The sequence below is a fragment of the Streptomyces sp. CWNU-52B genome, assembly GCF_047444975.1.
GTDB lineage: Bacteria > Actinomycetota > Actinomycetes > Streptomycetales > Streptomycetaceae > Streptomyces.
Genome location: NZ_JBLFJV010000005.1, coordinates 877,390 through 899,555, shown reverse-complemented (window position 1 = coordinate 899,555; position 22,166 = coordinate 877,390). Strand labels below are relative to the sequence as shown.

At 70.3% G+C, this 22,166-nt stretch carries 27 protein-coding genes; 10 read left to right on the top strand and 17 right to left on the bottom strand.

Annotated features, from left to right (window positions below; genetic code table 11):
* Positions 1-86 precede the first annotated feature (86 nt).
* Positions 87-647 (top strand): TetR/AcrR family transcriptional regulator, encoded by a 561-nt coding sequence (locus tag ACLVWQ_RS06925; protein ID WP_414107273.1) that lies wholly within the window; start codon positions 87-89, stop codon positions 645-647.
* Positions 648-663: 16 nt separating this feature from the next.
* Here ACLVWQ_RS06925 and ACLVWQ_RS06920 read toward each other — a convergent pair whose 3' ends face one another.
* From ACLVWQ_RS06920 to ACLVWQ_RS06900, 5 genes are all read right to left on the bottom strand, one after another.
* Positions 664-1,569 (bottom strand): helix-turn-helix transcriptional regulator, encoded by a 906-nt coding sequence (locus tag ACLVWQ_RS06920; protein WP_414107272.1) that lies wholly within the window; start codon positions 1,567-1,569, stop codon positions 664-666.
* A gap of 81 nt (positions 1,570-1,650) precedes the next feature.
* The gene (locus ACLVWQ_RS06915; RefSeq protein WP_414107271.1) at positions 1,651-1,785 is read right to left on the bottom strand and encodes a hypothetical protein; all 135 of its coding nucleotides are present in this window, start codon (positions 1,783-1,785) and stop codon (positions 1,651-1,653) included.
* Positions 1,786-1,823: 38 nt separating this feature from the next.
* The gene (locus ACLVWQ_RS06910; RefSeq protein WP_414107270.1) at positions 1,824-2,492 is read right to left on the bottom strand and encodes a hypothetical protein; all 669 of its coding nucleotides are present in this window, start codon (positions 2,490-2,492) and stop codon (positions 1,824-1,826) included.
* 58 nt (positions 2,493-2,550) lie between these two features.
* Complete coding sequence (locus tag ACLVWQ_RS06905) at positions 2,551-3,390, bottom strand: helix-turn-helix transcriptional regulator (RefSeq protein ID WP_414107269.1); 840 nt, start codon at positions 3,388-3,390, stop codon at positions 2,551-2,553.
* A gap of 8 nt (positions 3,391-3,398) precedes the next feature.
* A complete protein-coding gene (locus tag ACLVWQ_RS06900; RefSeq protein ID WP_414107268.1) occupies positions 3,399-3,989 on the bottom strand; it encodes a TetR/AcrR family transcriptional regulator in 591 nt (196 codons plus the stop codon).
* Between the two features lie 231 nt (positions 3,990-4,220).
* Between ACLVWQ_RS06900 and ACLVWQ_RS06895 the strand changes: the two genes are divergently transcribed.
* From ACLVWQ_RS06895 to ACLVWQ_RS06875, 5 genes are all read left to right on the top strand, one after another.
* A complete protein-coding gene (locus ACLVWQ_RS06895) occupies positions 4,221-5,108 on the top strand; it encodes an alpha/beta fold hydrolase (RefSeq protein ID WP_414107267.1) in 888 nt (295 codons plus the stop codon).
* Between the two features lie 82 nt (positions 5,109-5,190).
* The gene (locus ACLVWQ_RS06890) at positions 5,191-5,667 is read left to right on the top strand and encodes a peroxiredoxin (protein ID WP_414107266.1); all 477 of its coding nucleotides are present in this window, start codon (positions 5,191-5,193) and stop codon (positions 5,665-5,667) included.
* Positions 5,668-5,862: 195 nt separating this feature from the next.
* A complete protein-coding gene (locus ACLVWQ_RS06885) occupies positions 5,863-6,438 on the top strand; it encodes a PadR family transcriptional regulator (RefSeq protein WP_414107265.1) in 576 nt (191 codons plus the stop codon).
* A 74-nt stretch (positions 6,439-6,512) separates the two neighbouring features.
* A complete protein-coding gene (locus tag ACLVWQ_RS06880; protein ID WP_414107264.1) occupies positions 6,513-7,670 on the top strand; it encodes an epoxide hydrolase family protein in 1,158 nt (385 codons plus the stop codon).
* Positions 7,671-7,730: 60 nt separating this feature from the next.
* On the top strand, positions 7,731-8,132 hold the full coding sequence (locus ACLVWQ_RS06875; RefSeq protein ID WP_414107263.1) for a PPOX class F420-dependent oxidoreductase: 402 nt from the start codon (positions 7,731-7,733) through the stop codon (positions 8,130-8,132).
* Between the two features lie 91 nt (positions 8,133-8,223).
* Here ACLVWQ_RS06875 and ACLVWQ_RS06870 read toward each other — a convergent pair whose 3' ends face one another.
* Together ACLVWQ_RS06870 and ACLVWQ_RS06865 are read right to left on the bottom strand one after the other, a co-directional pair.
* Positions 8,224-9,966, bottom strand: coding sequence for an endo-1,4-beta-xylanase (locus ACLVWQ_RS06870; protein ID WP_414107262.1), 1,743 nt, complete (start codon positions 9,964-9,966; stop codon positions 8,224-8,226).
* A 165-nt stretch (positions 9,967-10,131) separates the two neighbouring features.
* Entirely contained in the window at positions 10,132-11,079 is a 948-nt protein-coding gene (locus ACLVWQ_RS06865; RefSeq protein WP_414107261.1) for a helix-turn-helix transcriptional regulator, read from the bottom strand.
* 63 nt (positions 11,080-11,142) lie between these two features.
* Between ACLVWQ_RS06865 and ACLVWQ_RS06860 the strand changes: the two genes are divergently transcribed.
* From ACLVWQ_RS06860 to ACLVWQ_RS06850, 3 genes are all read left to right on the top strand, one after another.
* Complete coding sequence (locus tag ACLVWQ_RS06860; protein WP_414107260.1) at positions 11,143-11,550, top strand: cupin domain-containing protein; 408 nt, start codon at positions 11,143-11,145, stop codon at positions 11,548-11,550.
* Positions 11,551-11,632: 82 nt separating this feature from the next.
* Positions 11,633-12,013, top strand: a complete 381-nt coding sequence (locus tag ACLVWQ_RS06855) for a VOC family protein (RefSeq protein ID WP_414107259.1) — start codon at positions 11,633-11,635, stop codon at positions 12,011-12,013.
* Positions 12,014-12,085: 72 nt separating this feature from the next.
* The gene (locus ACLVWQ_RS06850; RefSeq protein ID WP_414107258.1) at positions 12,086-12,454 is read left to right on the top strand and encodes a hypothetical protein; all 369 of its coding nucleotides are present in this window, start codon (positions 12,086-12,088) and stop codon (positions 12,452-12,454) included.
* A gap of 84 nt (positions 12,455-12,538) precedes the next feature.
* On the opposite strand, the gene ACLVWQ_RS06845 is transcribed toward ACLVWQ_RS06850, so the two are convergent.
* From ACLVWQ_RS06845 to ACLVWQ_RS06805, 9 genes are all read right to left on the bottom strand, one after another.
* Positions 12,539-13,321, bottom strand: coding sequence for an alpha/beta fold hydrolase (locus tag ACLVWQ_RS06845; protein ID WP_414107257.1), 783 nt, complete (start codon positions 13,319-13,321; stop codon positions 12,539-12,541).
* Positions 13,322-13,386: 65 nt separating this feature from the next.
* Positions 13,387-14,529 (bottom strand): DNA alkylation repair protein, encoded by a 1,143-nt coding sequence (locus ACLVWQ_RS06840; protein WP_414107256.1) that lies wholly within the window; start codon positions 14,527-14,529, stop codon positions 13,387-13,389.
* Between the two features lie 13 nt (positions 14,530-14,542).
* The gene (locus ACLVWQ_RS06835) at positions 14,543-14,845 is read right to left on the bottom strand and encodes a hypothetical protein (protein ID WP_414107255.1); all 303 of its coding nucleotides are present in this window, start codon (positions 14,843-14,845) and stop codon (positions 14,543-14,545) included.
* Between the two features lie 96 nt (positions 14,846-14,941).
* Positions 14,942-15,997: an aldo/keto reductase gene (locus ACLVWQ_RS06830; protein WP_414107254.1), complete on the bottom strand. Its 1,056-nt coding sequence runs from the start codon at positions 15,995-15,997 to the stop codon at positions 14,942-14,944.
* Positions 15,998-16,118: 121 nt separating this feature from the next.
* Entirely contained in the window at positions 16,119-16,574 is a 456-nt protein-coding gene (locus ACLVWQ_RS06825; protein ID WP_414107253.1) for an Rrf2 family transcriptional regulator, read from the bottom strand.
* 66 nt (positions 16,575-16,640) lie between these two features.
* Positions 16,641-17,393: an SDR family oxidoreductase gene (locus ACLVWQ_RS06820; protein WP_414107252.1), complete on the bottom strand. Its 753-nt coding sequence runs from the start codon at positions 17,391-17,393 to the stop codon at positions 16,641-16,643.
* Positions 17,394-17,543: 150 nt separating this feature from the next.
* Positions 17,544-18,515, bottom strand: a complete 972-nt coding sequence (locus ACLVWQ_RS06815) for an alpha/beta fold hydrolase (RefSeq protein WP_414107251.1) — start codon at positions 18,513-18,515, stop codon at positions 17,544-17,546.
* Entirely contained in the window at positions 18,515-18,757 is a 243-nt protein-coding gene (locus ACLVWQ_RS06810) for an acyl carrier protein (RefSeq protein ID WP_414107250.1), read from the bottom strand. The genes ACLVWQ_RS06815 and ACLVWQ_RS06810 overlap by 1 nt, the downstream gene beginning before the upstream one ends.
* A 68-nt stretch (positions 18,758-18,825) precedes the next feature.
* Positions 18,826-19,866: a beta-ketoacyl-ACP synthase III gene (locus ACLVWQ_RS06805; RefSeq protein WP_414107249.1), complete on the bottom strand. Its 1,041-nt coding sequence runs from the start codon at positions 19,864-19,866 to the stop codon at positions 18,826-18,828.
* A 396-nt stretch (positions 19,867-20,262) separates the two neighbouring features.
* On the opposite strand from ACLVWQ_RS06805, the gene ACLVWQ_RS06800 reads away from it, so the two are divergent.
* Entirely contained in the window at positions 20,263-21,264 is a 1,002-nt protein-coding gene (locus tag ACLVWQ_RS06800) for a hypothetical protein (protein ID WP_414107420.1), read from the top strand.
* Positions 21,265-21,320: 56 nt separating this feature from the next.
* On the opposite strand, the gene ACLVWQ_RS06795 is transcribed toward ACLVWQ_RS06800, so the two are convergent.
* Positions 21,321-22,064, bottom strand: a complete 744-nt coding sequence (locus ACLVWQ_RS06795; RefSeq protein ID WP_414107248.1) for a TetR/AcrR family transcriptional regulator — start codon at positions 22,062-22,064, stop codon at positions 21,321-21,323.
* Positions 22,065-22,166: the final 102 nt, after the last annotated feature.

The window sequence follows — 22,166 nt, the reverse complement described above, 5'->3', positions numbered from 1 at the left end:
AACGGCGTGTGCGGACGGGTCACGAGGTCCCCGAAGATCTCGAAGATCCTTGAAGTCACTCCGCACACCGGAACGGAAGGCACCGGATGTCGCGTCCCACTGCACGTGCGCCGCGGTCGGACGCCCGGCAGAACCGCGCACGCATCGTCGAGACGGCGCAGGCGGCCTTCACCGACGACCCCTCGGCGAGTCTGCAGGCGATCGCGAAGGCGGCCGGGGTCGGCCAGGGGACGATGTACCGCCACTTCCCCAGCCGCGAGGCCCTGCTGCTGACCGTCTACCGGGAGGAGCTTGACTCGCTCGCCGCCGCGGCCCCTCGTCTGTTGCGCGAGCACGAGCCCCTGGAGGCGCTCCGTCTCTGGTTCGAGCACCTCTGCCTGCGCGGTCAGGTCACCCGCGGAGCGTCCCTGGCCGTGGACGCCGCCACCCGGGCCGGCCGGTACCACCCGCCCATCGTCGCGGCGGTGAACCTCCTGCTCGGTGCGGGCAAGGAGGCCCGGCAGATACGGCCGGACGCCGAAGCGGACGACGTCCTGCTCCTGGGGTCCTCGCTCTGGCGGGCCGACGGCGCGGCCGCCTGCCAGGAGAGCAGCAGGCGCGTGCTCACCGTCATCATCGACGGCCTGCGCGCCGACACCAGGACCTGACACCTACGCACCGTCCTCACCGGCGGCCCATGGCGGCGAGATAGGTGAAGGCCTCGGCGCTGCGGCCTCCCGGGACCGCGGTTGCGATCAGCAGGTGCTGCGCCGGGGCGGCCGGGTCGCCGTGGACGCGGTACGCGAACTCGATACGCCCGGCCGCGGGGTGGACCACGGTCCCGTACGCGCGGCCGAGGTCGGCCGGCGCGGCGGCCTTCCACACCTGCGCGAAGTCGGGTGATCCGGCGGACGTCTCGGCGACGAGGTCCGTGATCCCGGTGTCCCCCGGCAGCCGTGCGGCGTTGCGGCGCAGCGCGTGCAGGGAGCCGGTCGCGGCCAGGGGCCAGTCGGCGAAGAACCGCTTCGCCTCCGGGTGCAGGAAGAGGAGCCTGATCAGATTCGTCTCCCCGCCGAAGGGCGACAGGAGCGCCTGCGCGTGCGCGTTGGCCGCCAGGATGTCGAAGCTCGGGCCCAGCACAAGGGCCACGGCCCGGTCGGACGAGTCGAGCAGGCGCAGGAGTGCCGGGTGCGCCTGTCCGCGGGTGGTGTCGGGACGCAGGCTCGGGTTCAGCCCGGCGAGGTGGAACAGGCGCCTTCGCGCGTTTGGGTCCAACTGGAGGGCCAGGCCCAGGGCTTCCACGGTCCGGGCCGAGGGACTGCGCTCCCGTCCCTGCTCCAGCCTGCCGTAGTAGTCGACGCTGACCCCGGCCAGGACGGCCACCTCCTCGCGGCGCAGACCCTCGACCCGCCGGTTGCGGCCGTCGGACCTGAGGCCGACGAGGCCGACGTCCGAGGGGCTCAGACGCGACCGGCACCTCCGCAGGTACGCCCCGAACGTGTCGCCCTCCGCGCCCTCAGCGCCCGCACCGTGTCCGCCGCTTCGGGTGGAGCCGACGGGCAGGAGCATGACCGGCACCTGCATACGCATCTGGGGTCCTTCCAAGCATGTGCGGCACCGGAGCGACGACCAGCCGCCCACTCGGCCCGGTCAGGGGCGCAGCCGGCTCGGTCAGTCGCTCAGCTGCGCCTTGAGGTAGGGGCGCGCTCGCCCTGTCCGGGCGAACTCCGTCAGTCTGACCGCGCCGTCCCCGCCCAGGAAGGACGTGTCCACCTGGGTGTGCGACTCCCACGATGTGACCGCCACGGGTGCCCAGCAGCGCCTCGTCCACGTTCCAGGAGACGTCAGAGTCGGAACGCCGTGGTCACCTGCTCAGCGAGATCGTCTTCCGTCATCGTGGTGTCGACCTGGACGGTGCGCAGCCGCAGGCGCTCGGTTTCCTCCTTGAGGCGTCCGGTGAACATGCGGTCACGTGCGGCGAGGTTGCGGCCGGCCGTCGCCGGATCGCTGGTCCTCCACACGAACCCTTCCCCCGGTACCGACCGACTGCGGATGGCGGCCTGGCGGAAACCAGGTGTGGGGAGAAGCCAGACAGCGTGCTCAGGAGCAGCGAGCAGCGGCTCGACGAGGTGCGGCAGCAGCCGGAACCCCTCGACGACGACACACGGCTCGGACGGCAGACGAAGGAGGTCCTCGACGATCAGGCCGAAGCCCTCACCCCGGAACCAGTGGAACGTCTCCAGCATGACCTCCGGAGACCGGTTCACCCATCGCTCGTCCATGTCCATGGCAAGGAACTCGTACAGGAAGGGGGATTCCTCGGGGGTGGTCCGCCCAGCGTGATCCCCCATCACGTCGTCGGTCGCGTAGAGGTGCCAGCCGTGGCGGTCGGCCAGTCTGCGGGCGGTCGTCGACTTGCCCGCACCACTCCCGCCACCGATCCAGAAGACGTGCCGCAGCCGTGCCGACAGACCTGCCTCGTCGGCCGCCACTTCATACGGTCCGGGCTGCATCTCTCTCCGATCCGACGGAACGACCGAGGTGAACCTCATGGTGGTCGGCGACGGGCGCTCAGCCGGTGCTCGCGCCCTGCTCCGCCTCTGCCCGCAGGCGCTCGATCGCTTCGGCGCTCGGGGTGCCCGGCTGGGGGGCGCCGACCAGGAGCTGCTGACCGGGAGCGTCGTGGACGTCGAAGGTCTGATAGGTCAGTTCGATGCGGCCGGTCCCTGGGAGCACGAACACCTTGAACGCACGGGCCAGGTTCTCCACCTCGTTCTCCTGCCACAGGCTCCGGAACTCCGGTGCCTCGTCCAGCATCTCGGACACGAGGTCGGTGATGTCGCGGTCGTCGGGGAACCGGCCCGCGTGCAGCCGCAGCGCGTGCACCGTGGCACGCGCCACCACGGGCCACTCGACGAAGACCTCCTTCGCACGGGAGTGCTGGAACAGCACCCGGACCATGTTGGAGGTGCCCTCGAAGGGGGAGAGGAGCGCGGCGGCCACGGCGTTCTTCGCGAGGATGTCGAAGGCCGGGCTCAGCACGTAGGCGGCGGCCGCGGGGAACGCGTCGAGCAGGTGCAGCAGGGAGGGGTGGACCGTCTCGCGGCCCGCGGCGGCGGTGAGGGCCGGGTGCAGTCCGGCCAGCCGGAAGAGGTGCGTCCGCGCGTCGGGGGTCAGCCGCATCGCCCGGCCCACCGCGTCGACGACCTGCGACGAGGGGTGGCGCTCACGCCCCTGTTCGAGCCGCGCGTAGTAGTCGGCGCTCACCCCGGCCAGGACGGCCACCTCCTCCCGTCGCAGACCTTTCACCCGGCGGCTGCCGCCGCCGGCCGGCAGGCCCACGTCGGACGGCTCGGTGCGGGCGCGGTTCGCACGGAGGAAGGCGCCGAGTTCGTTCTGTGGTTGCTGCATCTTCCGCCCTAACGACCTTCTCGCCCGTCGGCGACGACTGTGCGGACGGTCCGCATCAGATGCTCACGCACCGCGGTGGGATCGTCCAGGTCTCCCCCGGCCATCGCCCCGTCCCGCAGCAGCACGAGAACAGCGGTGGTGTGTTCGGCGTCGGAGCAGCCCGCCGCGGTCACGAGGTTCAGGACCGTCTGGCGGAACCAGGACCGGTGGGCCCCCACCGCCTGCCGGACCGGGTGTCCGGGGTCGGGGTACTCGGCAGCCGCGTTGATGAACGGGCAGCCGCGGAACCCGGGGCCGCAGATCTCCTCCCCGATTCCGGCCATCATCATGACGAGCAGCGCCTCGGGGTCGGTGCTCGCCCGGAACGCCTCCGTCACCATCGCCCTGATCTCCTGGTCCCGCTGCTCGACGTGCGCGAGGACCAGATCCTCCTTGCTGGGGAAGTGCCGGTAGAAGGTGGCCCTGGTGACCTGGGCCTCGGCGATGATGCGGTCCACGCCGACATGGCGGATGCCGTCGGCGTAGAAGATGCCGGAAGCCGTCTCCAGGAGCCTGGCTCGGGCCGGAGACGCTGTTCCAGGGGTTTTCGACGAGATCACCTTCTCAGCCTACAGGAACGACCGTTCTTCCCGACGGTGCGGTCGGGAACCTGCCGGGGGCGCCTCACTGACCGGCCCCAACGGCCTCTCGGTGATCCCTACATCACATTGACCACCACCTCGGCACGCACTACGGTCACAGGGAGACAGAACATTCTATCTACCTGTCGGGGCTCGCCAGTTCACCCACCCACCGAGTCCCCCTGTGTCATTCATGAGACGAGGCACGACATGTCCCGACGTCACACCCGGCCCGCGCGCCGTTCGCACCGCGCGGTCCTCGCGGTCACCGGCGCCGTCGCCCTGGCCGCCGCCGCCGTGCCGGCCGTCGCCGCCGGTACTTCGGCCGACGGGAGGACGGCCGCCTCCACCTCGACCGCCTCCGCCACCACCTCGCACGCGGCCCCCAAGCCGACCGTCCTCCTCGTGCACGGCGCCTGGGCCGACTCCTCCAGCTGGAGCCCGGTGATCGAACGGCTGCAGTCCCAGGGCTATCCCGTACAGGCGATCGCCGACCCGCTGCGCGGACTCGCTTCGGACGCGGCCTATGTGAAGAGCCGGATCGAGAGCGTGGACGGGCCGGTCGTCCTGGTCGGGCACTCCTACGGGGGCGCGGTCATCAGTGAGGCCGCCACGGACGAGTCCCGGGTGAAGGCGCTCGTCTACGTGGCGGCCTTCGCGCCGGCCGAGGGCGAGTCCGTCGGCGCGCTGGCCGGCCGGAATCCGGGTTCCCACGCCACCCCTGACGCGCTGAACCCCGTCCCCTTCGACCTGGGCAACGGCGCGAGCGGCATCGACCTCTCCATCAAGCCGGACAAGTACCGTGACGTGTTCGCGGCATCCCTGTCCCTGAACCGGGCCGCCGCCCTGGCCGCCGTCCAACGGCCCGTCAGCACAGCGGCCCTGGAGGAGACCGCGACGGACGCCGCCTGGCGGACCATCCCCTCCTGGTACCTGGTGACGCGGCAGGACCACGCGCTGCCCCCGGCCACCCAGCGCTTCATGGCCGAGCGCGCCCACGCGCACACCACCGAGGTCCGCGCGCCGCACGCCGTGATGCTCACCCGCCCGGACACCGTGGCCGGTCTGATCCGGCAGGCCGCGACCGCCACGCGCTGACCCGCGCGCCCGTACCCCCTGTTCCTCCTGTTCCCCGTCCCCCGCGCCGCACGACCGTGGCGCCCTCGGCAAGGAAGTTCCTATGGCAGGCTCGATGGAAACCGGCAGTCAGGCACCTGAATTCGCCCTCCCCGGAGGGGTACTGAGGGACGGTCGGTTCACCCGGGCGACCTACGAGTTCACCTCCGCCCGCAAGCGTCCCCTGGTGCTCGCCTTCTACCCCCAGGACAACTCCGGTGTCTGCACGAAGCAGTTGTGCTCCTACTCCAGCGGTCTGGAGCAGTTCACCGAGCTGGGTGCCGAGGTGTGGGGCATCAGCCCTCAGGACGTCGACAGCCACGAGGAGTTCGCCCGTGCGAACAATCTGCGGATGCCCCTGCTGAGCGACCCGGAGCGCACCGTGGCGAAGCTCTTCGGCATCGCGGCCCCCGGCGTCGGCCTGCGGCGGTCCGTGTTCCTGATCGCTCCCGGCGGACGGATCGCGTGGAAGCACGCGGCACTGGTCGGACTCACCTGGCAGCCCCTGGAGAAGCTCACCGCCGAACTCGCACTGCTCTGATCGCCCGACGGCAGGACAGCCGATCGAGTACTGACGAGTAGACAAACACGCGAAGCTCCTGGCAGGCACGGGTGATCTTGGTCGAGAACCCGTCCACCAGGAGTTTCGTCGTTGCACAGGGGCGTCCGACGTGTGGTCGGCATCGGGCACATCGACGGCTTGCCTATAAACGAGTACTCATGCAAGAGTAGTCGTATGTCATCGATCAGGTTGTTCATCCTCGACACGTTCGCGAGGAACGGCGAGATGCACGGGCACAGGGTGCGCCTCCAGGCCGAGCGGGAACATCTGCACCTGTGGACGGACGTGTCCGTGGGCAGCCTGTACCAGGCGATCAAGCGTCTGCTGGCCGAGGGATTGCTCGAAGAGGTCAGGACCGAGAAGGAGGGCAATCTGCCCGAGCGTCAGGTGTACGGCATCACCGGTGAAGGGCGTCTGCGTCTCAAGGAACTCCAGTCCGAGAGTCTGCGCCACATCTGGATGAAGCCGGACCCGTTCGACCTGGCCCTCACCCGCCTGGACCCGGAGAAGCTGGACGAGCTCCACACGGTGATCGCATCCCGGCTGGATGAACTCGCCTCCATGCTCTCGGACACCGAGGCGCTGAACGCCAACGCCATCGACGGCGGCTACCTGACGGTGAGCGAGGCACTGGCGGTCAGTCACAGTGCGCACAGGCTGCGCGCCGAGATCGCCTGGCTCCAGGAGGTCCTGGACGCGGTGCCCGAGATCGTCACCGATGAACGGACCCGTGAGCCCGACACCCTCTGAATCACCGGCTTCCGCCCCCTCGAATCCACCCGCGTCGCAGTCGGCGCGGTATCGCCCGGTAAGGAGCACGCCCCATGTCCGAACTCGTCGAACCCTTCACCCTGTCCGTGCCGGAGGAACAGCTGACCGACCTGCGCGAGCGGCTCTCCCGCACCCGGTGGCCCGATCCGGAGACCGTTCCGGACACCAGCCAGGGACCCCGGCTGGCGAAGCTCCGCGCGCTGCACGACTACTGGCTCAACACCTACGACTGGCGGCGGTGCGAGAAGACCCTCAACCGCTTCGGCCAGTCCCGCACCATCATCGACGGCCTGGGCATTCACTTCCTCCATGTGCGCTCGCCCGAGCCGGACGCCCTCCCGCTGGTCATGACCCACGGATGGCCCAGTTCCGTCCTCGATTTCCACAAGGTCATCGGCCCGCTGACCGATCCCGCGGCCCACGGCGGTGACCCGCGGGACGCCTTCCATCTCGTGGTGCCGTCGCTGCCGGGGTTCGGTTTCTCCGACCGGCCCACGAAACCCGGCTGGGGATTCCCCCGGACCGCCGATGCCTGGATCACGCTGATGGACCGGCTCGGCTACCGGCGGTGGGGTGCCCAGGGCGGAGACCTCGGATGCGCGGTCACCGACGAGATCGGCCGCAAGGCCCCCGACGGATGCGTCGGACTGCATCTCAACTTCGCGATGTTCCCGCCAACGCCCGAAGAGGTCCGGGACGCCACCGCGCATGAGCAGGCAATGCTCGACAGCGCCGCCTACTTCTGGGAGAACCTCTCGGGCTACGCCAAGGAGCAGGCAACCCGTCCTCAGACCATTGGTTATTCCCTAGCGGAGTCCCCCATCGGCCTGGCTGCCTGGATCTACGCGATGTTCCAGGACACCTGCGGCACGCCGGGGGACGCGGAAGCATCGTTCACCCTGGACGAGCTGCTCGACGACATCATGCTCTATTGGCTTCCCAATGCCGGAACGTCCTCTGCGCGGACCTACTGGGAAATGGCACGGTCGGCACGGCCCTCCGCGCCGACCACCGCCGCACCGATCACACTGCCTACCGGATTCAGCATGTTCCCGCAGGAGCACGTCCGGAAGTCCCGGCGCTGGGTGGAACGCCGCTACAGCAACGTCGTCCACTTCAACGAGCCCGAGGCGGGCGGGCACTTCGCGGCCCTGGAACAGCCGGCACTCTTCGTTGACGAAGTCCGGACCACCTTCCGTTCCTTGCGCTGAGCGCCCGCCGTCATCGGCACCTCCCACCGACCGCTTCCCCCCAAGAAAGGGCGATACCTCATGGCACCCCTGCCCGGCGAACTCCTCAAACTGCTGAACCGGCCCAGCCCCTGCTTCATCGCCACCACCATGCCGGACGGCTCACCTCAGCTCACCCAGACCTGGGTCGACACCGATGGTGAACACATCCTCATCAACACCGTCGAGGGCTACCGCAAAACCAAGAACGTCCAACGGGACCCCCGTGTGGCCGTCAGCATCGCCGACCCTGATGACACCTCCCGCTACTTCTCCGTACGGGGACGCGTCACCAGCGCCACGACCGACGGCGCCGCCGAGAGCATCGAACACCTCGCCCAGAAGTACACAGGCCGCCCCTACGCCTCGTACGGCGGCCCGGGCCAGACCCGGCTCCTGCTGACCATCACCGTCGACTCCGTCATCCACTCCCCCATGCACTGAAGACCAAGGGGACCGTCATGACCAGCTTCCCCCACAGCACCGGCACTTTCCCTACCACCGACACCGGACCGAGAGAGCGCACCTTGATTCCTCACACCTCGTCAAAGACGCCGAGCAGCCGCTCGTACGCCGGCTTCGGCCGCAGGGCCGCGTCCCACGGCAGGGAATCGGCCGTGCGCGGAGGATAGGTCTTGGTGTCGGCGGTGGAACCGTACCGGTCGGTGAACCCCCATGTGGAGAACGATGTGCAGTTCGGCTCCTCCAGGCAGACCCGCAGCTTGCCCGCCATCTCATCAGCCTGGATCTGCCGCCCGTCCTCTTCGTCCTCACCTATGGGGACGTCCATCTCCGACACCCGTGCCTGAACCCCGAGCTCCGCCAGATCCCGCACATGGCTGCGGAAGGTCTCCGGGTCGATGCGGTCGCCGGGTGCGTACTCGTGGTTCTGGAAACCCACGCCGTCGATCGGTACACCGCGTTCCTTGAGCCGCTCGACCAGATCGTAAAGGGCGTCCCACCGCTCGCCTTCCTCCTCGACCCCGTACTCGTTGAGGAACAGCCGTGCCTTCGGATCGGCCCGGTGGGCGGCCCTGAACGCCTCGTCGATGTACTCCTCGCCCATGGCCTCGAACCACGGGCTCTGCTCGGAGCGCAGACCGAGATCCCCGTCGGTGTAGCTCTTCTCGTCGTCGGACATGGGCTCGTTGACCACATCCCATTCCGCGACCTTTCCCTTGAAGTGCCCGGCGACCATGGCGATGTGCCGGAGCATGGTCCGGCGCACCTCCTCGGGGTCGTCGTTCTCCCGCATCCAGTGGGGCAGAGCCTCGTGCCAGACGAGGGTGTGCGCGTGCACCTTCATGTCGTTCGCGCGGGCGAAGCGTACGAGCAGGTCCGCGTCACGGAAGTCGTGGACGTCCCGGCGTGGGTGGAGGAACTGTGGCTTGAACGCGTTCTCCGGAGTGAGCATGGAGAACTGGCTCCCCGCGAGCGCCCGGTAGCGTGAGTCGGTGAGCAGCGGGTTCTCGGCCAGGGCGGCGCCGACGTCGAACGGCCGCCCCACGTCTGCGGCCCGCGCACGCAGCGAGTCGTCGGACTGCTCCTGGCGTAGCTGCGGCGCCTTGATCACGCGGAGCGAGTCACCGCTCTCCGCCCGCGCGATCAGCTGCGTCAGACGCCATCCCTCGCGGCGCTCGTCGTCGCCCGCGTCCGCCTCCAGACCGAACCAGACAGTGCCCTCGGCGAACACTCCCGGGTCCTGCACGGTTCCCAGCCGCCGCCCGTCGGCTTCCACGCGGAAGGTGTCACCGATGCTCGACACGGCGAGCGTCACCGTCCCGGAGCAGCCGCAGTCGAACTCCTTGGAGGTGGCCGGCTCATCGCCCTCACCGTCCCATATCTGTACCTTCACCTGTCCGTCGGCGGTCACGCCGGCGCGGAGTGAGGGCCGCTCCTGCCGCCACTCGTCATAGATGACCGGTACCCGTCCGTACAGCCGCAGCCATGAGTCGCCGTCGTCGTCACCCACACCGGACATGCGCGCGGTGACGGTGAAGTCGCCGTCGGACCTGAGATGCGGGCCGGCCAGGTTCAGCGGGGGGTTGGGCTGGCCGCCGGAGGAGTCCTGCTCCACGATGTGCCGATCCGATGCGCTGACCCGCAGGACGTCGTTCCGTACGGTGGTGCCCGGCATCTGCGTCCAGTCGTGGTTCCGCAGCAGGTCTTCGTCGTCTCCGCCGCCCGCGCCTTCGCCCTGCCCCGTACACCCGGCCGCCACCGCCATGACGAGCACCACGGCGGTCAGTCGCCGCCATGTCCCCCCACCAAGGTCCACGGTCTCTCCCACTCTCTTGTTCAAGACGAGATCAACGTCTCGAAACCGGGCCACAGTTCATCACACACGCGGTACGGCGGCCTTGTGGGGCAGGTCCCAGCTCGTGTGGCGGAGCGGGCCCGGATCGTTGCGGCCTGTGCGGAAGGCGCATCCACGAACAGGCACTCACACCGCCTGGAGCAGCTCCCGCACCCGGCGCCGCAGAGCGTCGCGCACGGTGTCGGGCGTCAGGACCTTCAGGGGTGTGGCCCGGCTGAGGAGGTACCGGGCCAGTTCGTCGGGGTCGTTGCCGCCGATCTCGACGAGGGTGGAGTCGGGTCCGTCCGGGCGGTGGACACCCATCGGCGTGGGGATGGCCCGCAGCGCCTGGTCCATGGGCAGCGGCAGACGAACCGTGGCGTACAGCGGGTACGTGCCCGCCGGCATGGAGTCGCTCACCAGTTGCGCGGGGTCGGGCGGATCGGAGATCTCCGCGGCGCGGCCGGTGGACCGGATCCGTGCGACCCGGTCGGCCCGGAAGGTGCGCCACTCTCCTCGTGTCACGTCCCGGGCGACGAAGTACCAGCGGCGCGCGGTGTGCACCAGGCGGTAGGGGTCGATCTCGCGGACCGTGGCCCTGCCCTCCCGGTCACGGTACGTCAGGGTGACGCGCTCGCTCCGGCGGCATGCGGCGGCCAGCTCCAGCAGCATGCCGGAGGCGATCTGCGGCTCCTCGATCCTCGGGGCGTGGACCAGGGCGGCGTCCATCTCCGCGACGCGCCCGGCGATCCTGGGCGGCAGGACCTGGCGCAGTTTCAGGAGGGCGGACAGCGCGGCGTGGTCGCCGCCGAGTACACCGCTGAGTGCGGCTTCCCGGAGCCCGACCGCCACGGCCAGCGCCTCGTCGTCGTCGAGGGTCAGAGGCGGCATACGCGTACCGGCCTGCAGGCGGTAGCCGCCCCAGGGACCGGGGTCGGACTCGATCGCGTAGCCGAGTTCCCTGAGCCTGGCCACGTCGCGCCGGACGGTGCGCTCGGTGACCTCCATGCGCACGGCCAGGTCGCCGTTGGTCCACGACGGCCGCGCGGACAGCAGGGAGACCAGGCGCAGCAGGCGGGCAGAGGTACTGATCACACTGGGGAGTGTGCCTCACGACCAGGACAGAAGTTGTCCTGGTCCGGTCGTAGCGTCCTGGCCATGACCACAGAACGCACCTCCGCACAGGTACTCGGCCGGCCGCAGCACCGGATCTGGAGCGAGATCGAGCCGACGCCGCTGGGGGACTTCGGTGACCGGGTGACGATCAAGGCGCTCACCGCCGACAGGGCACAGGTGCTGCGGGTCGAGATCACGGCGGGCACCGTGATTCCGAATCCGGCGGATCCCGGCGAGCCGGAGGTCCACCCGATGGAACAGATCGACGTCGTCCTGACCGGCCGGATGCAGTACGTGGTGGACGGCAGGAAGCTGGTCCTGGGGCCGGGCGAGGCCCTCGGGATCCCGGGTGGGGTCCCCCACTCCGCCGTGGCCCTCGAGGACACCACCATGATGGAGGTCTTCACACCGATTCCGGACTTTCCGACCGGCGAGATCCGCACGCCGTGACCGGCCGATGCCTCCGACACCCAGTCCTGGTCCCACCCCCAGTCCCAGTCCCAGTCCCAGTCCCATCAGCAGGAGTCTCCTCATGACGTCGCACGGCACGCCCCGTCCCGCGATCCGCTGTCTGGCCGTCACCTTCGACTGCGCCGATCCCGCCGAGCTGGCACGCTTCTACAGTCAGGCCCTCGACCTGCCCGTCACCCTGTCCACCGACGACTTCGTGATGCTGGGCCGTGAGGGCTCACCCGGGCTCGCCTTCTACCGTCTGGACAACTACCAGCCACCCACCTGGCCGGACTCCACCGTCCAGAAGCAGGCACATCTGGAGCTGGGCGTCGACGACCTGGACGAGGCCCAGGCACGGCTCATCGCTCTGGGAGCTGTCGAGGGCGGCCTGCAACCGCTCCCCCAGCGACGGCGGATTCTGCTGGACCCCGCCGGTCATCCGTTCTGCATCACCCTCTGACACGAGGGAGCTGAGACCTCCCTCGCCCTCACCTCGTGGAGGACCGTGTTCTCCGCCGGAAGGAAGGTTCTGATGACCGAGACGCCGAACCACGACGACGGGGCCGGCCTCGTCGCGGCGGACGCCAGGGCGCTGCGGGTACGGGCCCGGTACGAGCAGATCGAACAGCGCGTACTGGGCCGGACCTGGACCCTGCCGGAGCTGGCCCTCGGGTTCACCAACGACGCCGCCTACGTCGGGCGTCTGGTGCTGGCCGCCGAGCGCACCTGGGGCATCGACGGGGACGTGGACGCCGAGTTGCGGCACAAGCTGGCCGAATGCCTGTGGTGGGTCTTCGTGCTCGCCGACCGCCTCGACGTCGACATGCCGGAGGCCTACGCGGCCACCATGGACCGGATCGACACGGGCCTGCGGCAGACCCTGCGCGGCATGGACGCCTGACGGCCCGAGGTCCCGCCGCCCGTGCCACCCGAGCCGTTCGACGCGTTCGAGCCGTTCGGCCCAGGCTTCGGGAGGCGGGCCGGTCTACCAGTCGGCCTTGCCCAGCGCGGCCAACAGCCGCGGGGCGATCACGTCCGTGGTGGCCAGGGCGCCGATGTGGTCCTGGCCCTCGATCTCGATCAGTTCGAAGCCGACCGCACGCAACGCGTCGGCGTGCGCACGGATGTGCCGGGCGATCGCCGCCCCGCCCACGAAGTCGTACATCCGGCAGTCCGGTTCGCTGTCCCGGCTGCCGTACCAGAGGACCTTCGGTCCGGGCAGCGCGGCCAGCGCGGCGCGGTCGTCCCGGTTTCCCCACTCGCGGAACAGCAGACGGCCCAGATGATGGTCCGCCGCCTCGTCCCGCAGCCCGGCCTGGACGAGGGCCGCGCGTGCCCCCTCCTCGAAGCCCAGCCAGTAGTCACAACTGGCGAGCAGCGGAAACCCTCCGACCACGAGTCCCCGCACACGGTCACTGACCGGCGCCAGGAAGCCCGCCAGCGCGGCCATGCCCGAGTACCCGGCGAGCACGAAGCCGCCCGCCCCTGCGGCGTCCGCCACGGTATGCAGGTCGGCGACCTCCAGTTCCAGCGGATACCGGACCCACTCGGCCGGCTCCCACGGGCCGCCTGCCTCCTCCTCGGCCTCCATCGCGTCCACGACGCGCCGGGGCTTGTACCGGATCACGCGGTACCGGTCGGCCAACGCGGCTCCCAGGGAAGCGAATTCCGCGCGGAACCGGGCGGGAAGAACCAGGGCCGGCAGTCCCTCGTCGCCGACGGCGTCGAACCACAGTCTGTATCCGTCGGCGGCAACGGCAACCGGCATTCCAGCACTCCCCTGATCCGTGAGTCCCGGCCCGTACGTCGGGTCAGGTCCGCTCACAGTGTCTCTCACGGTGTGTCGGGGGCCGCCAGTTCGAAGTCGGCGCGGGGCGATTCGACTCCGTTGATCTGGAGGGAGATCGCGTGCTGACCGGGGTGGTAGCGGCGGGTCGTGATCGGCCGGAACGAGTGCTCACGCGTGACCTCGATCCGCTCGTTCGGAGCGAGGGTGCGAGTGGTGAGCTTGAAGGTCTTGCCGGTCTGTCCTCCGTTGGCCTTGCGGTGGTGCACGACGTAGTCGATCGCCAGCCGGGCCTGCGCCTCGCCGGTGTTGCGGATCGAGGCGGTGAAGCGGACGCTGCCGCCGAACGGCACGGTGTCCCGGTCCAGTCGGGGCCCTTCGACCTCCAGGACCGCCGGGGCGAAGCCGAGGAGTTCCAGGGCGCCGGGGTGGCCGCGCTTGATGAGGGTGCGCAGTCCGTGGCGCACCAGGCGCTCGGTCGTGTCACCGGGACGGTCCAGCCAGCGCCGGGCCGTGTCGACGACCAGCTCGGGATGGTCACGGCTCAGGTCGTTGAGATGGTTGGCCACCGAGCGGCGTACGTATTCGCTCTCGTCGCGGTAGAGGGCGTCCAGGACGGGCACGGTCGCCCCGGGGCGGGCCATGATGTCCGGCACCCGTACCGCCCAGGGCAGGTAGGGGCGGGTGCCTTCGGAGGCGAGTCTGCGCACGTCGGCGTCGGCCGAGCCGGTCCACTCGCCGACGATGATGCCGAGCGCCCGGTCGAGGTCGTGCCGCAGCAGTGTCCTGATGGCGAATTCCGAGGACAGGCGCCCGGTGAGATCCGCCAGGAGGTCCATCGCGTCGTCGAAGGCCGCCGCCCCTCCTTCCCCGGCTTCCTGCGACGCCCCGCCGGCTTGCACGGCGCGGGTGGCGAGGGCGCCGGTGACCGGCCAGATCAGCCAGCCGGTGAAGTCGGGCGCGCTGTCGCGGGCGACACGTACCGTCCGCGCCAACGCCGCGTAGTCACCCGGAAGATCCGTGAGCAGCGCGTCGCGGAGCAGGTCGGCGCGCTCCCGCAGGGACAGCGCGTCGAGCTGCCGGGGCGCCGCGCGGAGCGCCGTGAGAGCGGCGTCCGGGGCGGCGGCCCGCATGGCCCGGGTGAGGCTCTGAACGGTGTGGCGGCCGATGAGTTCGTCGGCGAACGGCATGGTGGCCTCTCCGTCACGCGAAGTACTGCAGCGCGGTGGTGAGCTGCCAGTCCACGCTGTCATGGTCGATCGTGGCATGGACGGGCGAGTCCGCCATCTCACCTGTGATGCCGGCCGCACCGGCGCGGGCGTGCGGCAGGCTGTCGTAGGCGACGATGTCGATGACGCGTCCGTCGTCGGTCTCGACGATACGTCGCCACAGGAAGCCGGGCTGCCGTTCGAGGTAGGCGTTGATGTCGGCGTTGGCCTCGACGAAGTCCTGGGTGGTGTGGCCCGGTGCGGGCCGCAGGGTGGTCACTTCGAGCGTCTCGGGCATGGGGTGTTCCGTTCTCTCAGGACAGCCAGGACAGCGCGGCGCGGGCAGGTCGGCACGGACCGGCCAGAGGTGGGTCGGAGGTGAGTCGGAGGTGAGTCAGCGCACGAAGGCCTGGGCGGCCAGGCCGTTGACGGTGGTGTCGCCCTGCTGGAAGCCGACCATGGACTCGATCATGTTGTGCGGATAGTCGAGGCGAGGTGCCGTGAGGCCGTCCAGCTCCGCGATCTGCTCCGCGGTGAGGACGACGTCCAACGAGGCGAGGTTGGCGGCCAGTTGCTCCTGGGTGCGGGCGCCGACGAGCGTGGACGTCACCTCGGAACGCTGCCTGACCCAGGCGAGTGCCACCGCGGCCACGGTCGCACCCAGCCCGTCGGCGATCTCCTGAAGCGCGTCGAGGAGGACGAACGTCGACTCACTCAGGTAGGAGGCGGCGTACGCGGTACGTCCGGAGCCCGCCACCTCGGTGGCGGTACGCGCGTACTTGCCGGACAGGACGCCACTGGCCAGCGGGCTCCACGGGGTGATGCCCAGTCCGAAGCGGCGGGCGGCGCCGAACGTCTCCCCCTCGACGCTGCGGGCGAGCAGGGAGTACTCGACCTGGAGCGCGGCGATCGGCTCCCGGTCGCGCAGCCGGGCGACGGTGGCGGCCTCCGCGACCCACCAGGCCGGCACGTTGGACAGGCCGACGGCGTGGATCTTCCCGGCGCGCACCAGGTCGGTGAGAGTGGACAGCGTCTCCTCGACGGGAGTGTGCCGGTCCCACTGGTGCATCCAGTACAGGTCGACGTAGTCGGTGTTCAACCGGCGCAGGGACGCGTCCAGTTGGGCACGGATCGCCTTGCGGCCCGCGCCGCCCGAGTTCGGGTCGTCGGGTGCCAGGCTGCCGCCGAACTTCGTCGCCAGGACCACTCGGTCACGGACTCCGGGACGCTTGCCGAAGTAGTGTCCGAGCGTCTCCTCGGACGCCCCCTTGTTGTACATGTTGGCGGTGTCCACGAAGTTGCCGCCTGCCTCCAGGTAGTGGTCCAGCAGCCCGAACGAGGCCTCGGGGGCCGAGCCCCAGCTGCCGTCGTCGAAGTTCATCGCGCCGAACGCGAGAGGACTGACCCGCAGACCGGAGCGGCCGAGGGTGCGGTACGAGGTGAGAGACATGGTGTTCCTTCTCGGTGAGCGACGAGTGCGGGTGTGGACACCACACTCGTTGACGGGGCACCGAAGAGGGAGGCTGTGTGAGGGTGGGTGTGCCGCACCCAGGTACGCGTGAACCGCCCGGTCAGTGGGCGCGCGCGGTGGCCGCGCGCGAGGCCGTCGCCATCCGCAGCACGTCGGCGAGGGTGGTCGCTCGCAGCGACCGGCAGAGGGCGTCGGTCGCCTCCTGGTAGACGTCCGAGAGCGCGTGTTCGATACCGCCGCCGACGTCGCACTCCGCGTCGGGAGTCGAGGCCGGCATTCCGAAGACCGGCTCGGCGGGGAGTGACCGGTAGACGTCGAGGAGAGTGATGTCGGCCGCGGCGCGCGCGAGGCTCCATCCGCCGTTCCTGCCGTGGGTGACCGTGACCAGGCCGCCGTCCTTCAGGTGCCCGAGACAGCGCCTGATGACCACCGGGTTCGTGTTCACGCTGGTCGCGATGCGCTGCGACGTCGCGACCTCTTTGTCGGTGCCCCGGCGGTCGTAGGCCAGCCAGGTCAGAATGTGCACGGCCAGACTCATACGGCTGTTGGCGCTCATTCCGCACACCTCCTCCGGTCCTGAGGTGGCAGGTGGCTCCCCGCGACACCGACTCACGAAGTGTAACTAGATCTGGGCGAGACCACCGTCGACGAACAGTTCGGCGCCCGTGGTGAAGGAGCTCTGGTCGGAGGCGAGGAAGAGCGCGGCGGAGGCCACTTCGTCCACGTGTCCCAGGCGGCCCAGCGGGATGGAGCCGGCGAAGTTCTGCCTGGTCTCCTGCTGCGCCTCGGCGCCTTCGCCCGCCAGGCCGAGGAGGCCGGGGGTCTCGACGGGGCCGGGGCTGATCGAGTTGACCCGGATCCCCCGCCCCGCCAGCTCGGCCGCCCAGGAGCGGGCGAAGTTGCGCGCGGCCGCCTTGGTGGCGCTGTAGACGCTCATCGCGGGGATTCCCTGGGAGGCGTTGGTGGACGAGGTGAGGATGACGGACGCGCCGTCGGGGAGCAGCGGGAGGGCCTTCTGCATGGTGAAGAACATGCCCTTCACATTGATGTCGAACGTCCGCTCGTACTCCTCCTCGGTGATGTCCGCGATTTCCACCAGAGCGCCCACCCCGGCGTTCGCGAAGAGGACGTCGAGCCGCCCGCTGCGCTCCTTGATGGTCGCGAACAGGGCGTCGAGGTCCGCCAGCCTGGAGACGTCGCTGCGCACGGCGACGACATCCCCGCCGATCGCCTCCACGGCCGCGTCGAGTTCCGGCTTTCGGCGCCCCGTGATGTAGACGGTGGCGCCTTCGCGGGCGAAGCGCCTGGCCGCTCCCAGACCGATGCCGGTGGTGCCACCGGTGACCAGAGTGATCTTCCCGTCGAGCTGTCCCATGCGACCCATCTCCTTTGAAGAAACATTTACTGTTACGACTGATGTCACGCACTTCCGGGCACGCCGCGACGGGCGCACCACGAACACCCCAGGGGGCGGCCGATCACGTGGCGCCTTCGACGACATAAACGTAACAGACTTGGTTACCTTTTAGGGGTGACGGCCGAGGAGTTCCGGCGCGGTCGCGTAGTGCAGGCCGTCGAGCGGCAGGTCGGTGAGGAAGCGCAGGACCAGATCGGCGTACTCGGCTTCCCGTTCCAGGTGCACCATGTGATCGGCCTCCCGGACGAGAAGGAAGGTCGAACCGGCGATGGCGGCCGCCACGGCGCGGTTCTCGTCCGGCGTGCTGACGTCGTCGTGCTCGCCGGTGAACACCAGCGCGCGCACCGCGTCGATGCCCCCGGGCGGGAGCGGATCCGGGCCGAGCAGGCGCTGGTGGCAGACGGCGTGCCGACGGGCCTCGGCCGGGGTGATGCGGGCGAACTGCCGGTGCAGCATTCTCGCCACGGCGGGCGCCTGGGAGACCTGGTCCTGACGGGCGGTGTTCAGCAGCGTGCCGGCGGCGTGGGCCGCGATCTCCTTCGAGCCGGAGTCCGTCAGCGCCCCGTCGGGACCGTCCGCGAGTGCGGCGCGGGCGCGCCACACCTGTTCGCAGTCGGACACCAGCCGCGGGTTCATCCGGTGCGTGGCACCGGCCAGGACGAGCCGCGCGACCCGCTCGGGCCGCTTCAGGGCCGCGCGGTAGGCGATCGGCGCGCCGTACGAGGCACCCAGGAGGTTGACCCGGTCGAACCCGAGCCGGTCGACGACGCACAGGGCGGCCTCGGCGAGCGCGTCGAAGCCCTGCTCGGCGGGCAGGTCGTCGGCCGTTCCGACGCCGGGCAGGTCGACGAAGACGAGCGGCATGTGCGCGCTGAGCCTGCGCTCCAGCCGGGGCCAGGCGTACATGTCCTGGAGGGCGCCGCCGAGCAGGAGCAGGGGCTCGGTGACCGGCGGCCGGTCCGAGGTGACGACGCGGCAGGTGTAGCGCAGGCCGCGCCATTCGAGGCGTACGAGCTCCTCCTTGTTCTGTTCGGGCGCGGTCCACTCGGGGGCACTCCACACGGTGGTGTCCGCCGGCATCACGGTGTCCCGGCGGCTCGGCTCGCGATGAGGTCGGCCAGGGCGTTGACGGTGGGTGCGCCCGAGAGTTCGTCCTCGGTGAGGAACAGGCCCATGCGGTCCTCCAGTTGCATGGAGAGCACGGTCACGGCCATGGAGTCGATACCGGCGTCGGCCAGGCTCGCGTCCGCGGTGATGGGCGCGGGCGGAAGTCCCGCCTGCGCCGTGAGGATGCCTTTGAGTTCTTCCAGCACGTGCTTCATTTCCTTACGTTCCTCGACGTTCCCGGGTGGTCCCGGACAGTCCTCGACGTACCTGAGCTGACGGACCCCTACAGCTCCGCGGTGACGCCCGGCGGCCACACGAGGGTGGTGGCGGCCCAGGCGAGCCCGCTGCCGAAAGCGACAACGAGCAGACGGTGCCCGGGTTTCAGCCGGCCCTCGTCGGCGGCGTGGGCGAGCAGCAGGGGGACGGAGGCCGCGGCGGTGTTGCCGACCTGTGCGATGTTGGACGGCGTGCGCTCGGGCGGGATGCCGAGCGCGTCAGCGACCGAGGCGCCGATACGTCCGTTGGCCTGGTGGACGATCAGACGGTCGACCTCGTCGAGCGTCCATCCCGCGGCCCGCACCGCCTCCCGGGCCGCCTGGCCCATACGGCGCACGGCGTGCCGGAACACCTCGTTTCCGCGCATGTGAACGAAGTGGTCACCCGCGGGCGCGGTGTCCCGCCGGTCACGCTCACGGGCTCCGCCGGCCGGGATGACGATGGCGTCGGCGAGTGAGCCGTCGCTGCCCCAGGCGAAGGGGCCGAGGCACCCGTCCTGCCCCTGGAGCCCGGCCTCCAGGACCATGGCTCCGGCGCCGTCCCCGAAGAGCGGGGCCGTGGCGCGGTCGTCGAAGTCGATGATCGCCGACATCGTCTCCGCGCCCACGACCAGGACTCTCCGCGCGCTGCCCGCGCCGATGAGCCCGGCGGCGACGGCCGACGCGTGCACGAACCCCGCGCATCCCGCGGTGACGTCGAAGGCGATCGTCTCGCGCAGTCCGAGCCGGTGGGCGACCGCGGGCGCGGTGGCCGGGCAGTGGTGGTCCGGTGTGGTCGTGGCGAGGATCAGGGCGTCGACGTCCGCCACGCCCGCCGACCGCATCGCCCGGCGCGCAGCCTCCAGCGCCAGATCCCCCGTGGACACCGACGCGTCCGCGCGGCGACGCTCCTGGATGCCGATTCTCTCCCGGATCCACGCGTCGCTGCTGTCCAGCCGGGAGCAGAGCTCGTCGTTGGTCACACGCCGGGGAGGAAGATACGAACCCACACCCGTCACCACGGCGGCCGGCCCCGGCGTCTCACGGAGTCCCGCGCTCGAAACGTTCATTTACTCAGCGTACTTGAGCGACGCCGCAGCGTTACCGGCACCCCTGGGGTCCGCGCGGGCGAGGGGGCTCAAAAGCATCATGAACAGCCTCATATACGCTGCACGCGCTGTCCTTCGCAGCCTTGTTCCGCCTCGGCCTTTTCAGGGAGTCCGCCCGTGACCGTAGTGACCGCCCAGCCCGAACCGGCCGTTCCGCCCGTCGACCAGGCACCCGATCAGACGCCCGATCAGGTGTCCGACCAGGCACCCGATCAGGTTCCCGGACAGGCGACTTCGGGAGCCGAGGAGTTCTGGGTCGAGCCCGCCGTGCCCGCCGACGAGGCGCAGCACGAAGCGGCGCGGGACGACGCACGGACCGACACGCCCTCCGACACGCCCTCCGATGCGCCCTCCGGCGTGCACGCCGACGTGCACGCCGATGTCGCGCGGGACGCACAGGACTTCGGGGCGTACGTGCGGGCCGGCGGCTGGGCGTTCGCGCTGAAGGTGGCGCGCAGCGTGCGGCCCGGCGGGGAGACGGCGGGGGAAACCCCGAAGGTCTCCGCGAAGGGGTTCGCCGAGCTGGCCGGGTGCTCGCCCGAGCGGGTCATGCGCTACTACAAGGCGTGGGACAAGGCGGCCGACGACGGCCTCGTCCCGTACTTCGAGGCGCTGGCCCCGGGCCAGGACGTGGAGCTGCCGGACTCCGACGTGTGGCACGCGTACTACGCCTCCCGCTCCAGCGCCTCCTCCGAGCGCGGCACGGCGATCAGCGCGGCGGCCGAGGCCGAGGGCATCCGGCCGACGAAGGCCCTGGAGGTCGCCGAGAACCCCACCGCGCTGCGGGCCGCGATCCTCGCCGACCCCTCCACGGCGCAGGCGGCGCGGGCCGCGCTCCTCGACCGGCTCCAGGAGGACCCCGCGCTGCAGACGGAACTGGCCCGCGACATCGCCCGTACCGACGACCTCAAGAAGGCGGTCGCCTCCGAGACGCAAGCGGCGGGCCGCATCGGCTACGTCCGCCAGATCGTGGAGAACGGACAGGTCAAAACGCCTGCCGGGCAGACCATCGACGCGCCCGCCGAGCTCCGCGCCGAGGCCGAGCGCCATCTCTCCCTCATCGACGAACTGGACGCGGGCGAGGACACCAGCGAGTGGGCCTCGGAGGCGTACGACTCCATGAAGGACATCGTCGCCCAGACCATCCAGGCCGACCCGGAACTCCGCCTGCGGGAGCGCCGTACGAAGTTCTACAGCAGCCTGCAGAAGGCGACCAAGGTCTTCGAGGAGCTGACCTTCGACGACGTCGACGACCTCGACACCATCTACGAGGACGACATGCTGCAGCGTCTGCAGGAACTCCAGGAGGCCGTCACCACCTGCATCACCGCCCTGCGGAAGGCGGCACCGGGCGAGTGAGCCCCGGCGCGCGGCCCGTGCGGGCCGGCGCGCACCGATCGGGCCGGGCCGGCCACTCAGCCGGCCTGCCCGGCGGCGGGTATCCGGCCCCGGATGTCCGCGACCAGGTTCCGCATCGCCATGCGGAAGATCTCGGCCTGGTGGTCACCGAGATACGTGGTGTGCCCGAACACCTCCAGGACGACGAGGCCGTGCATGTGCCCCCACGCGCTGATGAAGAGCGCGATCGCGGCAGGCGGCAGTCCCTGACGGCCGGTGGGCGGCAGCGTGTCCAGCCGCGCCATGAACTCCGGTGAGAGACCCGGAGTCTCGGCCGCGGCCAGCTGTTCCGCGGTGAACCCGTCGAACATCTCGCGTTCGAAGATCGCCGCCATCCGGCGCATCGCCTGGGTGGTCGGCCCGTCGGCGGGGGCCGCGTAGTGCCGCAGCGGGGTTCCGTACAGGAGCTGGAACCGCTCGGGATGGGCGAGGGCCCAACCGCGGTATCCCTCCGTTCCGATCACCACGCGCTCGGCGGGCGTCTCGTCCGACGCCGCTTCGACGGCGACGCGTACGGCCTCGGTCAGGTCCTCGTACGCCTTGGCGATGAGCGCGGTGACGAGGTCGTCCCGGCTCGGGAAGTAGTGGTAGAGCGCCTGCACGGTCATTCCCAGGCTCCGGGCGACCCCACGCAGGGACAGGGCCGCGGGACCGTGTTCGACGATCTGACGCTCGGCGGCGTCCAGGATCTCGTGCGTGGCCGCCGTCCGGCGCCGCTGGCGCAGGGAGGGCGGGGCGGTTGCGTGCTCGTCGGCGGGCATACGACGACCGTACGTCGGCAACTCCCGGCACGCACCATGAAGTTGAACACTGTTAGAAAAACATAACACTGCCAAATCTTCCGGCGTCTCACTAACGTCGTC

Excerpts from the sequence above, each read along its gene's own strand:
- ACLVWQ_RS06925 (WP_414107273.1), top strand. The coding sequence starts at position 87 with ATGTCGCGTCCCACTGCACGTGCGCCGCGGTCGGACGCCCGGCAGAAC.
- ACLVWQ_RS06920 (WP_414107272.1), bottom strand. The coding sequence starts at position 1,569 with ATGCGTATGCAGGTGCCGGTCATGCTCCTGCCCGTCGGCTCCACCCGA.
- ACLVWQ_RS06910 (WP_414107270.1), bottom strand. The coding sequence starts at position 2,492 with ATGCAGCCCGGACCGTATGAAGTGGCGGCCGACGAGGCAGGTCTGTCG.
- ACLVWQ_RS06905 (WP_414107269.1), bottom strand. The coding sequence starts at position 3,390 with ATGCAGCAACCACAGAACGAACTCGGCGCCTTCCTCCGTGCGAACCGC.
- ACLVWQ_RS06895 (WP_414107267.1), top strand. The coding sequence starts at position 4,221 with ATGTCCCGACGTCACACCCGGCCCGCGCGCCGTTCGCACCGCGCGGTC.
- ACLVWQ_RS06890 (WP_414107266.1), top strand. The coding sequence starts at position 5,191 with ATGGCAGGCTCGATGGAAACCGGCAGTCAGGCACCTGAATTCGCCCTC.
- ACLVWQ_RS06885 (WP_414107265.1), top strand. The coding sequence starts at position 5,863 with ATGTCATCGATCAGGTTGTTCATCCTCGACACGTTCGCGAGGAACGGC.
- ACLVWQ_RS06880 (WP_414107264.1), top strand. The coding sequence starts at position 6,513 with ATGTCCGAACTCGTCGAACCCTTCACCCTGTCCGTGCCGGAGGAACAG.
- ACLVWQ_RS06875 (WP_414107263.1), top strand. The coding sequence starts at position 7,731 with ATGGCACCCCTGCCCGGCGAACTCCTCAAACTGCTGAACCGGCCCAGC.
- ACLVWQ_RS06860 (WP_414107260.1), top strand. The coding sequence starts at position 11,143 with ATGACCACAGAACGCACCTCCGCACAGGTACTCGGCCGGCCGCAGCAC.
- ACLVWQ_RS06855 (WP_414107259.1), top strand. The coding sequence starts at position 11,633 with ATGACGTCGCACGGCACGCCCCGTCCCGCGATCCGCTGTCTGGCCGTC.
- ACLVWQ_RS06850 (WP_414107258.1), top strand. The coding sequence starts at position 12,086 with ATGACCGAGACGCCGAACCACGACGACGGGGCCGGCCTCGTCGCGGCG.
- ACLVWQ_RS06845 (WP_414107257.1), bottom strand. The coding sequence starts at position 13,321 with ATGCCGGTTGCCGTTGCCGCCGACGGATACAGACTGTGGTTCGACGCC.
- ACLVWQ_RS06840 (WP_414107256.1), bottom strand. The coding sequence starts at position 14,529 with ATGCCGTTCGCCGACGAACTCATCGGCCGCCACACCGTTCAGAGCCTC.
- ACLVWQ_RS06835 (WP_414107255.1), bottom strand. The coding sequence starts at position 14,845 with ATGCCCGAGACGCTCGAAGTGACCACCCTGCGGCCCGCACCGGGCCAC.
- ACLVWQ_RS06830 (WP_414107254.1), bottom strand. The coding sequence starts at position 15,997 with ATGTCTCTCACCTCGTACCGCACCCTCGGCCGCTCCGGTCTGCGGGTC.
- ACLVWQ_RS06825 (WP_414107253.1), bottom strand. The coding sequence starts at position 16,574 with ATGAGCGCCAACAGCCGTATGAGTCTGGCCGTGCACATTCTGACCTGG.
- ACLVWQ_RS06820 (WP_414107252.1), bottom strand. The coding sequence starts at position 17,393 with ATGGGACAGCTCGACGGGAAGATCACTCTGGTCACCGGTGGCACCACC.
- ACLVWQ_RS06815 (WP_414107251.1), bottom strand. The coding sequence starts at position 18,515 with ATGCCGGCGGACACCACCGTGTGGAGTGCCCCCGAGTGGACCGCGCCC.
- ACLVWQ_RS06810 (WP_414107250.1), bottom strand. The coding sequence starts at position 18,757 with ATGAAGCACGTGCTGGAAGAACTCAAAGGCATCCTCACGGCGCAGGCG.
- ACLVWQ_RS06805 (WP_414107249.1), bottom strand. The coding sequence starts at position 19,866 with ATGAACGTTTCGAGCGCGGGACTCCGTGAGACGCCGGGGCCGGCCGCC.
- ACLVWQ_RS06795 (WP_414107248.1), bottom strand. The coding sequence starts at position 22,064 with ATGCCCGCCGACGAGCACGCAACCGCCCCGCCCTCCCTGCGCCAGCGG.